The organism is Flagellimonas rhodophyticola (genome assembly GCF_049332665.1).
In the GTDB taxonomy this organism is placed as follows: domain Bacteria; phylum Bacteroidota; class Bacteroidia; order Flavobacteriales; family Flavobacteriaceae; genus Flagellimonas.
In genome coordinates this window covers 2,191,299-2,207,692 of record NZ_CP186326.1, presented here as the reverse complement: position 1 = coordinate 2,207,692, position 16,394 = coordinate 2,191,299, and the positions used below count along the sequence as shown (strand labels likewise).

At 39.1% G+C, this 16,394-nt stretch carries 13 protein-coding genes; all 13 read right to left on the bottom strand.

Annotated features, from left to right (window positions below; translation table 11 throughout):
* Window positions 1-8 precede the first annotated feature (8 nt).
* The gene (locus tag ACOKFG_RS09940; RefSeq protein WP_298793812.1) at window positions 9-554 is read right to left on the bottom strand and encodes a helix-turn-helix domain-containing protein; all 546 of its coding nucleotides are present in this window, start codon (window positions 552-554) and stop codon (window positions 9-11) included.
* A 252-nt stretch (window positions 555-806) separates the two neighbouring features.
* Window positions 807-2,084 (bottom strand): Nramp family divalent metal transporter, encoded by a 1,278-nt coding sequence (locus ACOKFG_RS09935; protein ID WP_298793811.1) that lies wholly within the window; start codon window positions 2,082-2,084, stop codon window positions 807-809.
* 4 nt (window positions 2,085-2,088) lie between these two features.
* Window positions 2,089-2,754: a bifunctional 4-hydroxy-2-oxoglutarate aldolase/2-dehydro-3-deoxy-phosphogluconate aldolase gene (locus ACOKFG_RS09930; RefSeq protein WP_298793810.1), complete on the bottom strand. Its 666-nt coding sequence runs from the start codon at window positions 2,752-2,754 to the stop codon at window positions 2,089-2,091.
* Window positions 2,755-2,764: 10 nt separating this feature from the next.
* Entirely contained in the window at window positions 2,765-3,811 is a 1,047-nt protein-coding gene (locus ACOKFG_RS09925) for a sugar kinase (protein WP_298793809.1), read from the bottom strand.
* Between the two features lie 32 nt (window positions 3,812-3,843).
* A complete protein-coding gene (locus ACOKFG_RS09920; RefSeq protein ID WP_422861164.1) occupies window positions 3,844-4,599 on the bottom strand; it encodes an SDR family NAD(P)-dependent oxidoreductase in 756 nt (251 codons plus the stop codon).
* Between the two features lie 15 nt (window positions 4,600-4,614).
* Window positions 4,615-5,376: an SDR family oxidoreductase gene (locus ACOKFG_RS09915; RefSeq protein ID WP_298793807.1), complete on the bottom strand. Its 762-nt coding sequence runs from the start codon at window positions 5,374-5,376 to the stop codon at window positions 4,615-4,617.
* Between the two features lie 26 nt (window positions 5,377-5,402).
* Complete coding sequence (locus ACOKFG_RS09910) at window positions 5,403-6,680, bottom strand: MFS transporter (RefSeq protein WP_422861163.1); 1,278 nt, start codon at window positions 6,678-6,680, stop codon at window positions 5,403-5,405.
* A 228-nt stretch (window positions 6,681-6,908) separates the two neighbouring features.
* Complete coding sequence (locus tag ACOKFG_RS09905) at window positions 6,909-7,610, bottom strand: FadR/GntR family transcriptional regulator (RefSeq protein WP_298793805.1); 702 nt, start codon at window positions 7,608-7,610, stop codon at window positions 6,909-6,911.
* 166 nt (window positions 7,611-7,776) lie between these two features.
* The gene (locus ACOKFG_RS09900) at window positions 7,777-8,721 is read right to left on the bottom strand and encodes a polysaccharide lyase family 7 protein (protein WP_422861162.1); all 945 of its coding nucleotides are present in this window, start codon (window positions 8,719-8,721) and stop codon (window positions 7,777-7,779) included.
* A gap of 10 nt (window positions 8,722-8,731) precedes the next feature.
* On the bottom strand, window positions 8,732-9,607 hold the full coding sequence (locus ACOKFG_RS09895) for a polysaccharide lyase family 7 protein (RefSeq protein WP_298793803.1): 876 nt from the start codon (window positions 9,605-9,607) through the stop codon (window positions 8,732-8,734).
* Window positions 9,608-9,773: 166 nt separating this feature from the next.
* Complete coding sequence (locus ACOKFG_RS09890; protein ID WP_422861161.1) at window positions 9,774-11,762, bottom strand: PKD domain-containing protein; 1,989 nt, start codon at window positions 11,760-11,762, stop codon at window positions 9,774-9,776.
* Window positions 11,763-11,780: 18 nt separating this feature from the next.
* The gene (locus ACOKFG_RS09885; RefSeq protein ID WP_422861160.1) at window positions 11,781-13,229 is read right to left on the bottom strand and encodes a RagB/SusD family nutrient uptake outer membrane protein; all 1,449 of its coding nucleotides are present in this window, start codon (window positions 13,227-13,229) and stop codon (window positions 11,781-11,783) included.
* A 10-nt stretch (window positions 13,230-13,239) separates the two neighbouring features.
* A complete protein-coding gene (locus ACOKFG_RS09880; protein ID WP_298793800.1) occupies window positions 13,240-16,344 on the bottom strand; it encodes a SusC/RagA family TonB-linked outer membrane protein in 3,105 nt (1,034 codons plus the stop codon).
* Window positions 16,345-16,394: the final 50 nt, after the last annotated feature.

The following is a 16,394-nucleotide window of genomic DNA, read 5'->3' as shown; positions in this document are numbered from 1 at the left end:
TGTTTTCCTTAGCAGCTATCAATATGGTTCGATATAGATTGCTGAATATATTTGGTCGGAGTTGTATTTGTTATTTTTTTGAAAGCTCTGTGAAAACTCATTTTATTATTGAAGCCCACCATGAAGGCGATTTCTATAATTTTAAGATTTTGGTTTCCTAAAAGCAATTTCTTTGCCTCATCAATCCTAAACTCATTTATAAAATCATGAAAACCTTTACCAAAATGTTCATTGATTACCTGTGAGGTATGGTGTCTGGCAATTCCTAAAGTATTGGACAAATCAGATAAACTTAGGTTACCTTCTAAGTATAGCTTTTTGTCACTGACTTCATTCCAGACTTTGATCTTGTATTCTTTGGAAAGCGCTTCCGAAAGCCCAGATTTATCATACTTTACCAAAGGAATCATTTGTCTGACCGCTTTACCTCCAAACAATTCTGGATGGATATGACCGAAATACATTGTAAGTAATAAAAAAACAATAAGGGTAATTGTAATCGCGCCGAATACCTGAATCGAAAAAGATAGTGTCAATATTTCCCAAGTGTTCATGACTAAATATTTGAATATGTAGCCCGAGCATTTAATATGAATGCCAAGACTATGTCTCAAGGTATATTTTGGACTTTATTGTAAAAGAAGTGAAAGAAAATTGCAAAAAGGCAACAGCCGGTAAACTGTTACCTAAAATCGGTTAGATAATTCTAATAGTTAAATAAGGGGTGCAGCTTTTAGGCGTTAAATAGGATTACTTAGCACTCATAACGACTCATAAAAGAAGAGCTTCTTATCTAGATACTCTTATTAAAAGTAATTTGTTAACGCCAAAATTCCATTGTAAGAAATAACCAAAGAAAAGAACAGGGCGGCCATAAGCCCAATATTAATCCCAAGGCTTATTTTATGTGTCCCTTCTAATTTTTTGTTGTTAATCAATAGAATTATTCCTATGATAACCAATGGCAATACAAACACATTGAAAACTTGGGATACGATTTGCATTTCGATGGGGTTTGCACCAAATATGGGCACTATTAAAGCAAATAGACAGGCAATTGCGGTAATGATTTTAAATTGTTTAGAACTGGTGTCCAATTCTCCTGACTGATAATCGGCTACTAGTATGGGTGCAATCAGTAGGCAAGGAAAAATAGAGGATAATCCTGCACTTAGTGTTCCAAAAAAGAACAAGGTAAGCGCAAATTTGCCGGCAACAGGTTCAAGCGTGGTCGCCATATCCAAGACTTTGGTGACAGGCTGTCCCTGATGGAATAATGCCCCGCTTGCAACGGCCATGACAGCACCACTGATTACAAATACCAGGCATGCTGCTATAATAGCGTCTTTTTTCTGTTGTTTTAGGTGTTCAATTGTCCAACCTTTGCCTTTTACAAAAAGTGGTCTCGATAAGAATGTAGCAGCAGCCATAGTAGTGCCAACAAAGGCAGCCACCATCATTTTTCCCCCTTCTACCTGCGGAACCGAAGGTATTAATCCCTTTACTACTTCAATAGGTTGTGGGTAAACCATGAAAAGAGATACCAAAAAAGACATCCCCATGACGGTAACAAAAATCACCAATATCTTTTCAAAAAAAGTGTATTTACCAACTAGTAAAAGGGCATACATAATTGCAATAATTAGGATAGCTATACCTAAAACCGCTTCATACTCGGAACCTGCCAACTGAGGAAAATAGATAAGTAAGATTTCAAAAATGACGTTGGCCGAGATACCTAAAATGCCCATCAAGGAATTCCATTGTCCGAACGATATTCCAATTATAATTAAAATGGCTATTAATTTTCCCCATTTCAAATGCCTCTTAAAAGCAAATAGTGCAGTCTCTCCTGTAATCAGGGAGTAATTTCCATAGGTGAACATCAATATTCCTGAAAAGATGCAACTAAGCAACAATACCCATAACAATTGCATTCCATACGTGCTTCCCGCTACTATCATTGAAGTAACGCTTCCCGTACCTATGGTATAACCAATGGCAAAAATACCAGGACCAAATGCCAATACAACCCCAAGTAGTTTTTTGATAAACGAATTACGGGTAGGGGTTTGATTGCTCATTGCTTTAGTTTCTAATCCTTACGATGGTCTCCAATGTGTTCTTCACCAGGTTCTCAAGTCCTCTAAAATCTCCATTGGCCAATATATCCTTTCCAATAAGTTTCGAACCCATGCCTACGCAGGTGACACCGGCCTCAAACCATTGCTTCAGATTTTCTTCTGTAGGGGCCACACCACCCGTCGGCATAATCGGTACCTTAGGAAAAACGGCTTTCACAGATTTGACAAAACCAGGACCAAGTACATTCCCTGGAAAGGCTTTTACTACTTTAGCACCCAATTGTACAGCCTGATGAATCTCGGTTACGGTGCCGCAACCCGGCACCCAAAGCACATCATTTGAAGTGCAAAATTGTTCAAGTTCAGGAATCATAGCTGGAGAAACGATGAAAGCTGCTCCTTTATCAAAGAATTTTTGACCTTCTTCTGCGGAGAATATGGTACCAATACCTAGTATGAGATCATCATATTTTTCGGCATGCTGTACCAAGATTTCGAAAACTTCCAACGCGTTCTCCCCACGATTGGTAAATTCAAATACCCGCACACCTCCATTATAGCAGGCATCAAGTACATTTTTTGCCACTTCTGAATCTGTATGGTTAAAAACGGGCACTAGCCCTCCTTTTCCCATACTGCTAATGATTTGCTCTTGTGTGATTGCTTCCATTTGATATGTATTAACGGGCCACTCGACCTGAGGCATCACCTCCCATTAGTTTTTCGACCTCAGAAACTGTCGCTAGGTTTGCATCACCCTTAATCGTATGCTTCAAGCAAGAAGCAGCTACTGCAAAATCCAACGCATTCTGGTCGTCTTCAGGATACTTGAGCAGTCCATAAATCAAACCTCCCATGAAGGAATCACCACCGCCTACTCTGTCGACAATATGGGTAATCTGGTATTCTGGAGACTTGTACATAGTCTTCCCATCATACAATACCCCTGCCCAGGTGTTGTGCGAAGCAGATAACGACCCGCGCAATGTTGTAATCACCTTTTTGGCTCTAGGAAAACGTTCCATCATCTGCTTGCAGACTGATAAAAACGCCTCTGCCTTAACATGCTCTCCTTGGGTTGTGATGTCCAAACCTTCGGGTTTGATGCCGAAATGTTTTTCTGCATCTTCTTCATTGCCCAAGACAATGTCACAATAGGATGTCAGCTCAGCCATAATTTCCTCTCTCTTGGCATCATCACAATATTTCCAAAGTTTTGCCCTATAATTTAAATCCGTTGAAATAGTAACACCTAATTCACTAGCAGCTTTTACAGCCTCTAAACAGGCATCTGCAGCTCCTTGCGAAATGGCTGGTGTGATCCCAGTCCAGTGAAACCACTCTACCCCATCGAAGACGGACTTCCAGTCTATCATTCCTTTTCCCATTTCGGCCATCGCTGAATGAGCTCGGTCATATACCACTTTACTGCCTCTGCTCACCGCTCCGGTTTCGAGAAAATATATTCCAAGACGGTCGCCGCCAAAAACAATCTTATCTGTTCCAACGCCTCGTTTACGCATTTCCATAAGGGCACATTGACCTATATCGTTATCTGGAAGCCTAGTAACAAAATCGACTGGAACTCCATAATTGGCAAGAGAAACTGCCACGTTGGACTCTCCGCCTCCATAGACCACATCGAAACTATTTGTTTGAGAAAATCTCAAAAAACCTGGTGGGGCCAAACGGAGCATAATCTCTCCGAAGGTCACTACTTTTTTCATGCTAAATTATATTTTGATTGCTAATTGTTTGCTTAGCTAAAGGCCAAGCCACCGTTGATATCTATGTTATTACCCGTTATAAATGAAGCATCCTTTGATGCTAAATATACAACCAAATCTGCTATTTCCATTGCAGCTCCTTCCCTTCTAAGAGGGGTGCTTGCCGCTACTTTTTCCCTTATTTCATCTTTAGTGAAATCGTCATGAAATTTTGTTCCTATCAAACCTGGACAAATGGCATTTACACGGATGCCTTTTGGACCCAATTCCTTGGCCATTGCCCTTGTAAATGTAGTCACAGCACCTTTTGAAGAACTATACAATGCTGAGCCACCGCCACCACCATCTCTTGCTGCTTGCGATGAAAGATTAATAATTGAGGAACCTTTACCCATGAGCGGTTCAAAAGCCTGGGATACAAAAACGGTGGATTTAAAGTTGACATTCATCACTAAATCATAAAAGGCTTCATCAAATTCTTGGAGTGTTTTTCTAGCAAAAAGACCTCCTGCGTTGTTGACCAAAATATCTACTTGATTTCCAAAGGCGACTATAACCTTTGCTTTTAACGCCGCTATTTCATCAAGATTTGATACATCTGCTTTGATTGCTATTGCCTCTTGTCCTAAAGACTTTATTTCCTCGACAGTTTCATTGGCTCCAGATTCAGAATTGAAATAATTTACAATCACTTTGGCTCCTTCTTTGGCAAGTTTGACCGAAATGGCACGCCCTATATCTCTAGAACCTCCGGTAACAACAGCTATTTTTCCTTTTAGATTACTCATTATTATTTTTAAATATTAAATACCTAAAGCCTGTCCACCACCAATTTGGATGGTTTCTGCTGTTATAAAGGATGCATCCTTACTTGCTAAGAAAGAAATAACCCCAGCAACATCTTCCGGTTGCCCTAACCTTCCCAACATAATGTTATTTGCCCAAGAAGCAAAAACCTCTGGTTTTGTAGCTTTAATCTGAGCATGAAATGGTGTGTCAATAGTGCCGGGAGATACCGCATTCGCTCGAATTCCATATTCAGCCAAATCTTTAGCCAACGCTCTGGTAATGGCATGAACACCAGCTTTAGATGTGCCATAAATTCCAGCTCCTGGTCCACCAGCTGTCCATCCTGCATTTGATGTATAATTAATTATTGAAGGATGCTCTCCTTTTTTGAGAAATGGGATAGCGGCCCTTGAAGCAAAAAATACAGAATCAAGGTTTAACGCCATTACAAATCTGTAAAAATCCGTTGTCATTTCTTCAAACCTAGATCTTCCGCCTAATCCACCCGCGTTGTTGACCAGTACGTCTATTTTACCATATTTTTCACCAATTTTGGTAATGTTAGTAGTCACAGCATCTTCGCTTGTGACATCAAAACCATAATATTCAGCGGTTATTCCTTCTGCAGTAAGCTCTTTCACTCTTTCTGCTCCTGCTTCATCTTCTATGCCATTTAGAATAACGGTATATCCGTCTCTTCCGAGTCTTCTGGCCACTTCAAAGCCTATACCACCTGTCGCTCCCGTAACAACGGCAACTTTTTCTTTTGATATCATTTGTAATTCTTTTGTTTAATTTTTCATTATATCGAATCGAGTTCGACTGGTTTAATCTTCTTAATTAGGATATATATTGATAGCACGGCCAGCGGAGCTAGCACTGCGATAATTATAAATGCTGGGGTATAGGAAACCGTAGTGATTTTTGGGATTAGCCAATTCATAATAATTACGGAGACAGCAGCTACCGTACCTGCCAAGCCAGCCAACGTACCTACTGAAGGTCCTTTAAGCAAATCACTTGAAAGTGTCTGTATATTGCCAATCGCAAATTGAAAGCCAAACAGAACCACCGCCACTATATAGATAAAGGTCATCGGGTTATCGCCTTGAACAAAGAAGATAATTCCCATTAATCCAAGGAAAATTAGAACTCCGCCGATTAGTATTGAAATCTTCCTTGCGTAATCCACCGAGTGTTTTTCCATCAGTTTGCCACAAAACCATCCTCCTGATATGCTTCCTGCCATTCCACCCAAATAAGAAATCCAGATAGTAGCCCCAATTTCTTCTATGCTAAAACCAAATTTTGAATTAAGGTATAAGGGCATCCATCCAACAAACAACCACCAAATAGGTTCAATAAAAAACCTTGAAACCAATACTCCCCAAGATTCTCTATAGCTAAGAATTTTTGAGAGGGAAGATCCTTTTTCCTTTTTGGTTTCCTCTACCGGTTCAATACGATCTGAAAGAATCAGACTTCTTTCCTCATCAGTAATCCATGGGTGTTTTTCTGGTTTTGCCTTATTCAGTATAAGCCAAGGGAATATCCATACAAAACCAATTAGACCTAGTATAATAAAGGTGGTACGCCATCCAAATTGTGCATATAAAAATGCAATTAACGCTGGTGCTATGACACTACCTAATGAGGCACCAGCATTAAAAATTCCTTGAGCAATGGCCCTCTCTTTTATAGGATGCCATTCACCGTTACTTTTAACCGCTCCCGGCCAATTTCCAGCTTCACCAAGCCCTAACATTGCCCTAACCACAGAAAGTGATACAAGACCCCTAGCAAAGGCATGGAGTATGGCAGCAGCTGACCAAAGGGTTATTGAAAAAACAAAACCAAGCCTCGTTCCAATTTTATCGTAAAGTTTTCCTGATAAAAATTTACCTAGAGCATAGGTAATCATAAAAACATTGAGCATTACGGCATAATCAGCCTCATCCATCCCAAGGTCTTTGCCCATTTCTGGCCACATGACACCAAATGCAGTTCTATCTATGTAGTTAATCACGGTAGCAATGCAAATCAGTGCAATTACCCACCAACGTAAACCTTTTAATTTCATTTTCTTTTAAATTTTTGGAGGGTTTTGACAAGAGTTTCCCTGAAAGGCAACATGATTCTTGTTGAAATCATCCTTTTTGATCAAACCCTTTTGAAATTTAAACGTGATATTAAACCCTCTGGATTAACAGGAGATACATTATTTCGTTTAATTTTTCTTCCCTCCAATTTTTCTTTAAACAGTAAAAACAAAAACGTGCAATTTTGTCTTTACCAGTACTAATGACTTTTAAACGTTATAGCAATATTGGTACAAGATTTTAAAATGTGTTTTCATTTTTTCTTTGGCCTTTTTTGGATCTTGATCTTTTATCGCGTTATAAATGTCTTCGTGTTCTTGAATACCTTTGAATGAAAGGTTTGCATCACAAACATGATACTTTTCGAAATTTGTAATAATCTCTGGGGTGATTATCAGCATGAAAGTATTCATTGTAGTGTTCTTACTTGCTTGTGCTATTGCTAAGTGAAACAGTAGGTCTTCCTGTACTGCATCTTGACCGTTCAAAACCTTCTCCTTGTAAGCGTCTAAAGCTTGCCTCATTTTTTCTAAATCCTCTTCTGTTCTTCTAAGTGAAGCCAAACGCACGGTTTTAAGCTCTAGAAGAATTCGTGTTTCCACCAATGATTTGAAATCAGGGTCTTCCAATCTTAAGATATCATCCATCATACCGCTCATCGCTATTTGTCCAATATCTGCTATAAAAGTGCCGCTTTGTGGTCTAGATTTTAGTATACCAAAAAATTCTAACTTCTGAATGACCTCCCTAACATTACTCCTGCTCACCTCAAATTTTTCAGAGAGCATTCTTTCCGAAGGCAATTTGTCACCAGGTTCAAGGTTCTTATAATTTATCAAATCTCGCAACTTGGAAATTATTTCCTTTTGAACCTCTAAGTTTTCACTCTTTGTAAGTATATCAACTCTCATAAATTATCTTAATCAAAAACTGGTTAACCAGATTGGTTTGTTAAATTTAATCAATTTGCCCTAACCAAAAAAGCATAATTATTACAATTGCGAACTGACTAATTTTCAGGTGGTTTTTTTAACTATTGGCCAATTAAATTGGCCAATAGTTATCAAACTAACTAACTCAATGTTCAACCTGTAAATCATAATATTTTACCCGAGCGAACGCTCCTTCATCAGACGTTTGCAAATAATTTCCCGCCTTAAAATAGTTTTCAAAAACGCTCCACTTTGTAATATCGTCACTGTCATATACAACAGACTCGGTATCATTTAAAATCACTTCCATTCTTCCTGCAGAAACCAAGACTTCCAAAGAAAACTGATCGAACCCAACTTCTTCGCTGAAATTGAAGCCTTCATCATCGGTCCATGAATCCGTGCGCAGGATATCGATATTGGAAACAGCAGGGTTTTTAAGAATCTTGGTCTTTACCCTTACTTTACCATCTTGCCAATAAATTTTAAGCATTGGTGGGGCATTGTTATCATCTTCACCTATCAAATCTCTTTGGGCATTAGTTAATCTACCATGGATTTGCATCACTATAGTACGATGGTATTTGCCTTCTGAATCCTTGGAAATTTCGTCCATTGCCAATGTTCCCTTTAACCTTCCTCCTTCTGAAAATGTCCAATTAACCGAATTACTACCTGGTTCCATTTGTTCCCTAAGCTCCGTTCTGGATCTGGAGGAGTTTGCCGTTGTGGCTCCGGGATAGGTATAGAAAACCAGAGCACCTTCGATGGAGTCATTATACATAAATGGTTTTAGCTTCTCGACAGTAGCATATTCCAATATTTCAGGAGGTTCCACTTCATCTGGCCTACCAATCGGCAATGTGACCTTCCAATTACTTAAATCGATTTCAGGCAGTATATAGGTAGATTCTTCATCGTCTGGTTGAGGATCATCCACAACATCTTCCGCAACATCTTCAACCTTGTCATCCTCAATTTGCATATCCTCTATTTCCTCATCGGCCGACGATGATTGGCAATTGAACAGGAGTAGAACCGCTATGATCATTAAGGGCAATCCAATTATATGTGTGTTATTGTTGGGCATTAAATTCTTTCTAGTGTGTTACAGATAATTCATAAAACTTAACCTTGGCAAAACCATCTTCATCCCTAGACTGAAAATAGTTACCTGCCTTAAAATAATTTTCAAAAACTCCCCACCGTTTTATGCTTTGGCTATCGTATACAAAAAACTCATTTTTATTGAGTGAGACTACCATTTTTCCATCAGAGACCTTAACCTCCAGCTGAAATTTCCTAAAACCAACTTCTTCTTCAAAGTTTCTTCCCTTATCGTCTTTCCAAGCTTCTTTGTACAAAATTCCTTTAGCAGAAGCAGACGGGTTCACAAGTTCCTTGGTCTTCACTCTAATTTTTCCGTTCTGCCAATATATTTTTAAAATGGGTGGCGCATTATTGTCCTTTTGTCCAATTAAATCTCGTTGTTCATTGGTCAATCTACCATGGATTTGGGCAATAATTACTTTGTGGTATTTGCCCTTTTTATCTCTTGAAACTTCACCCATGGCAATTTTAGCTTTCATAACGCCTCCATCAGCAAAGGTCCAGTTGGTATTGTTATCGCCTGGAACCATTTGTTCTCTCAATTCAGATCTAGAATACTTGGTATTCGCAGTTGTCGCATTTGTAGGAAATGCATGAAACACTAAAGCACCTGAAGTTGAATCGTTATACATATACGGTTTTAAAACCTCATTAGTTGCATAGTCAGATATCTCAGGAGGTGATACACTTATGGCTCCACCTTTACCGCTACCAGCTGGTATGGTGATCTTCCAATGACTTAAATCTATGTTTGGAAGTTTTACCTTTTTTTTCTTTTTCTTTTTTTTCTTCTCAATTTTTATATCCGATTCTGCTACACTACTTTTTTTGTTTTGTGAAGTAGCGCTAACAACAAGAAATGCCATCAAAAAAAGTGTTAGATATTTCTTTCGGAAAACTTTCATTTATAAATTCTTTTTTTAGTCCAAATGGTTGCAATAACCATTCCTATTTGTTCAACGTTTTTGTTTTAAGACCACCCAGACCCAATTTACAGTCTGGGTGGTTTAACCTAAAACAATGGATTGATTCTTAATCAGTAATCGTAATATTATCAAAGAATGCTTCTGCTGGACCATCAACAACATCTATGTTCCGTACATAAATGACTATCTGATTTGTTGAAGCAGTAAATTGAAATGTACTAGTCGCATACGCATCACCATCTGTGTCAAAAATATTTGGAATTGCGAAATAGGCATCGACATCTGGGTCTGCACCTAGATTGGCGTTAATACCTGTTTCATCAGCAATTTCCGTATTTAAGATAAATACTTCGGAGGTGATTCCAGTGGCAGTATGCCGAGCGTCAATGGAGAATGTATATGTTGTCCCCTGCTGAACTGTTACCACTTGATACAAGCGACGTCCTCTCTCGTCTAATTTAGCTCCTCGAGTACCGTCATTTCCATCACTGGTAGATCCTGCTTGCTCACTATCATCGCCATATTCTGTTTCTAGCCAACTATCTAAAGCTGGGTTATCCCAAAGGTCTGCGTAGGGACTAGGAATATCAGCTCCAGCACAATCTTTAATAGTCGAGTTAGTTGTCATATCCCATGGGTCGGCATTGTCACCAGTGCTTTCTCCACCACACCCTGCTGTTGTGCCGTAGAGGTCAAAATTTCCATTGATTACCTGCACAACAAATCCTTGAGCCACTACAATCTCTTCAGTTGCGGCGCTTATGTTTCCAGTAATACTTGTGGCCGTTAGGGTTACCGTATAAATTCCATCTTCAGCATAAGTATGTGAAGGATCCATTCCTGTAAATTGGAATCCATCTCCAAACTCCCATAGTAATGTTTCAGCACCTTCAGAAGCATCCATGAAAGTATACGTTCTATAATCACCTGGGTCTACTTGAGATGTAAAGTCCGCTGTAACCGGAGCTAAAATGGTAATACTCTGTTCCAATGTAGTTGATAATCCAGAGTCATTTGTTGCGGTAAGCGAAACAGTATATGTATCTGCTACAGTATAAACATGAGTTGGAGACTCTTCTGTAGAGGTATTTCCATCACCAAAATCCCAATCATAGCTCACAGCTCCTGTTGAAGAATTCGTAAATGTATACTCCAAAAAGTCAATCTCACTTTGCTCAGGAGCAAATCCGGCGGAAGGAGGCACAGCACCTTCTGCTCCCACATCTATTGTAAAATCATCCAATCTACCTTCTACATCCCCATTCGTAAAGAAAATAGCAATTGTATTATTATCGCCCGAGTTGAAGGACAATTTCTGTTGTACGTAAACATCCGGTTCATCATCATTGGTTACTGTAACCGATGCTAAAGTACCATTTGTAACATCATCAAGAGTTTCAAACGTACCTCCATTTTGTGTTACTCCAAGTACGGATACGATTAATCTAGCGTCGGAAGAACCAGCCAACATCGTGTACCAAAAACTTAAATCATAATTGGTTTCTGGATCCACGGTGATCTCCTGATAACCAATACGATCTCCTGCAGGAACAGGTAATTTTGCACCTTGGTCTCCAAATGTCACTGGACTTCCTGTAATCTGAATTACACCTCCAAGATCATTATTTCTCCATGAATCACGGCCATCGCCGCCACCTGCTGGAAGGGTGTCATCTTCAAAACCAGCTTCTACAATAATTGGTTGAAATGGACCTTCGACCACTATAACATCAATAGTAGTAGTTCCACTCATACCGTTACCATCAGTCGCGGTCAATGACACTGGATAAGTACCCTCACCATCAGAAAAGGTAAATGACGGATCTTCATCAGATGAAGTATTTCCATCCCCAAAATCCCATGCAAACTGCAAGGCTTCTGTAGAAAGGTTGGTAAAATTTATCGTTCTAAAGTCGTCAGAGGAGGAAGCGTATGAAAAATTAGCCTCTGGAAAAACAGTATCCACCTTGGAATTTGCCCCAGGCAATTCATCTCTAAAAAGCTCATCTCCAACACAGCTCACAACAATACTGGCAACGACCAAAGTCGCTAGCAACAGTTTTGTTCTTTTAAATATGTTTACTTGATATTTCATAGTTTTTTATATTAATTTTTAGTACCCAGGGTTTTGTGTTAGAAGCCCATCGCTTAAGTTGATTTCTCTTGCTGGGATTGGCAACAGCAAATCTCTTGCTGAAAAAACATATCCCATCTCAACAGCATGTGCGCTCAATACTTCGTTTGCTACTCCAAACCTGAGTATATCGTACCATCGCTGATTCTCAAATGCCAGTTCTACACGTCTCTCTGTCAAAAGCTCATCCTTTGATACACTTGAAATTGCATTAGGAGCTGTAGCTGGAAAAGCTCTATCCCTGATTTGTTGAAACGATTGCAGGGCGCCTATATCAGAAGTACTTGTTCCTGTACCTATAGTAGCTTCCACATGCATTAACAATACGTCTGCATAACGCAATGCTATATAATCGTTACCTGCGTTACGGGCATTATCTCCATATGTTGGTGGGGAAACTGTGATATCAGATCCATCTGGTAAAAACTTTATAACCTCTATTGAACTACCAAGGTTAATAAAGGATAGTGGTCCGCGATCACCTCCAAATGCGCTGAAGTCCGCTACTAAATTATCGTTAACAATGTTTTGACCATCTTCACGACCTTGACGGGAAAAAGAAGTAAATTCAGAAGAGAAACTTTGACTTTCCAAGGTGTTCCCGAATTGATATTGGATAGCGAAAACTATCTCATCATTCAATTCATTATAAAAAACATCTGAAAAATTACTCTGTAATGAAAATTCTCCGCTACTTATTATTGCTTCACATAGTTGCTCAGCAGCAGAATAGTCAGGGCTTGGTTGAGTCATATATACCTTTGCCAAAATCCCCTGCGCTGCCGCTCTGGAAGCTCTAGATTTATAGGTATTGTCCAATATTCCTACTGCTTCCTGTAAATCCGCCACAATCTGGGCATAAATCTGCTCTTCAGATATTCTTGTAAAAAGTGCTTCACTATTATCCGCGCCTACTACTTCGGTTACCAAAGGAACAGCACCGAATAGTCTTACCAATTTAAAGTAAGCATATGCTCTTAAAAACTTTGCCTCAGCAGTATACCTTGCCTGATTACCTGCATCTGCAATATCAATAAATCTAAGTGCATTATTTGCTCTAAAGATGACCTCATACATGGATGCATAAAAATCCTCTGATTCTACGTTGTTTGCATCGACAACATATCTATGGAAATCTGATTTAGAGCCCTCCAGGGTTGCGTTTCTAGTATTATCGGTTCGATGTTCTGTCAAAAGGTGTTCAAACTGCACCCCTCTGTTCACAATACCAATATTTGTTACCGTATTTTCATTTACACCTTGAAGCGCATCATAAATTCCAAGTATGCCCGCCTCAACATCAGCATCTGTCTGAAAGAATGATTCTTCCACAACGACAGTATCCGGTATTGGATTTAAAAATTCGTCTGCTTCACACGACACTAAAAATGCCGTTACTGTGAATGCTATATATTTTAAGTATTTCATAATAATTTTTTTAGAAATCAATGTTTAGACCTAGTGTTAGTGTTCTAAAAATGGGAGTACCAGCTCTTTGCGAACCAAATGCCCTCACATTCCCATTATCGTCATGCTCTGGATTAAAGCCATGATAATCATCTGCAGTAATGTAAAGAAGGTTCTGTCCGGTTGCATAAATTCTAAGACCGTCCAGACCAATTCTTGATAGAAAATCCCTATCAAAATTATACCCGACATTTACATTTCGAAGTGAAAAATAATCCGCACTCGCAATTACCTCACTGGTCAACACCTTTTCTTGAATAAAGGATTCATGCGGCACTAAGCCATCTGCAACGGCCTGAGCCTCTCCCCCACTTCTAGTTCGATTACCAAACCAATTGTAGAAATATTGATCTCCAATATTATTTACCTGAGCACCTAAACTACCTTGCACCATAAAGGAAATATCAAATTGCCCAATCTGAAATTCATTGGTAAAACTATAAATCAAATCTGGGTAAGGATCTCCTAGTATCGTTTTGTCATCCTCAGTAATAATACCATCACCATTTAAGTCTTTAACTATGGTGTCATCAGCCTGGCCATTGATTCTGTTCCAAGGATTATCCACGTAAGTAGTCCTAAAAGAAGTTTCATCGTAAGCGTCAGTATCCACTACAAAGCCCCAATACGAAGAAATTGGTTCTCCTATTCGATTAATCCATTGTGAATTTCTACCGTAAGTATCTTCAATAAGTGCATTATTGGAATCTCCAAAACTCAACAATTCGTTTTGGTTGGTAGAAGCTATTATTGTGGAGTTCCAACTGAATTTCTCATTAGAGATGTTTCTAGTTCTTAGTTCAAATTCCAAACCTCTGTTTTGAACCTCACCCAAGTTTACGATACCATCATTAAATCCGGTGATATATGAAACTGGGTTATTCAATAGTAAATCATCACTGTTTCTTCGGTAATAATCTATAGATCCGGAAATTTTATTGTTCCAAAAACCGTAATCTAATCCAACAGTTAATTCTTCGGAAGATTCCCATCCTAGATTGTTGTTGGCAATGTTCAAAGGCGATATACCAGAAACGAGGCTATTACCTACAACAGCATTGGTATTTTGTAATAGAGAAAGGTATGGCCATATAGTTTCTTCAAGTGTAGTCAGATTAAAGTTCTCAGCCCCAGTAAAACCATAACTAGCCCTGAACTTTAGATTGCTTACTACATCACTTGAAAGTAGGAATTCTTCTTTGGCAACATTCCACCCAACGGATACCGCTGGGAAATTACCCCATTTGGTATTTAAACCAAAAACCGAACTCCCATCACGTCTAATAGACGCATTGAAAAGATATTTGTCTTTATAGGCATAATTAACCCTTGCGAACATACCAATCTTTTTACGTTCGCCGTTGTTCTGAAAAGCAGTGGTATTATCAGGATTCGCCCCTTGAATATTTGGAAGACGGTCATCGGAAAAGCCATTTCCATTGATCTGGCTTATCTCAGTTTTTCTCTGTTGTATCGTAAAACCACCTAAAAGGTTCAAATCATGATCACCAAAGGTTCTACTATAATTCAAAGTATTATCTGAAACCAATCTGGTTCTGAACCTGTTTTGTAAAAGGTAGTTCGATCTTGACGCTCCTGAAGCGTGGTAATTAACACCATCGTACCTATCTCTTTTGCGTTGCTCCAAGGTAACACCCAACGAGGTTTTTGCGGTTAACCCCTCTAGCAGCTTATAGCTTAAATAGGTTGAACCAAATAGTTTTGTGTTGAATTCATAGTGCTGACGCTCAACATATTGTTGATATGGGTTGGAGTCACCTGAAGTTCGAGGTCTCTCTGTATTCCCATCATTATCATAATCTCTATTTTCCAAATGGTTTTCCCAAAAGTAATCTCCAACACCAACATCAGGATAAACACTGCGGTTAATGAATTGAAGTGTTTCCTCAGTGTGGAAAATTGGCAACCATGGCGATTGACGTGTTGGGTTATGAATAGAAGTAGGCAATCTTCTCTGTTTTGTATACGATGGAGATGCTCTTAAACCAAATTTTAATTTCTTACCTACTTTAGTATCAAATTTCAAGTTTGCCGTATATGATTTGTAATCATCAGTAATTACCACACCTTGATCATGTAATGACCTAAGAGAGGCACTAAATGTTGAATTCTCCGTTCCTCCTCTAGCAGAAAGCGAATGACTTGTTACCGTTCCTCCATCAAAGAAAACATCTTGCCAATCTCTATTGATTCCAGTGATATTGACCAAATCCAGAGCATACAATGTTTCTCCAGAAAGAGTTCCGGTTGCAGCCTGTTCTTCGGCCGCCCATTCATTTAGGTCCTTGCGATAGTCGTCGCTTCCATGAGCTTGCTTATAACCCGTATAGGTTTGATAACTAAATTGAGTTTTTCCAGCCTTACCACTTTTAGTTGTTATTAATATGACCCCGTTCGCACCTTCACTACCATAAATGGAAGCGGAAGCAGCATCCTTTAGAACCTCAAAGGATTCCACATCGTTCATATCAATATTGGCAAGAAATTCTGAGCTCACTACAATACCATCAATTACCAAGGCTGGACCTGTATCGGAACTAATGGAACCTACACCTCTTATATTAATTGTTGGCGCACCCCCAGCTTCTGCATTGGTCGCTTGGATATTTACCCCAGATACCTGACCAATAAGGGCATCGTCTACCCTAGCCACGGCAATCTGGTCCAAAGTTTCATTAACTACCTTGGAAATTGATCCGGTTACTGTTGATTTTCTCTGTGTTCCGTAACCAATGACAACAACTTCATCCAACTGACTGGTATCTTCTTGCAGCGTAATGTTTATCGTTGATTGTCCTGTAATAATTACAGTTTGGGTAGCAAAGCCGATATATGAAAATTGCACCACTTCATTATTAGAAACGGCTAGAGCATAATTTCCGTCAAAATCGGTTTGAGTACCTCTTGTTGAGTTGAGCACAATAACGTTCACCCCAGGAATAGGGACGTTATCTGCACCTGTAACGGTTCCAGAAACACTATAAGAGTCCTGGGCAAATGATTGAATGCCGACTAGCAACATCGCAATCAATAATAATTTAAATTTAAAATTCATTTGTTTAAGTTAGTTTCAATAATTCATGTTGATTAGTAAAATTCAATTCA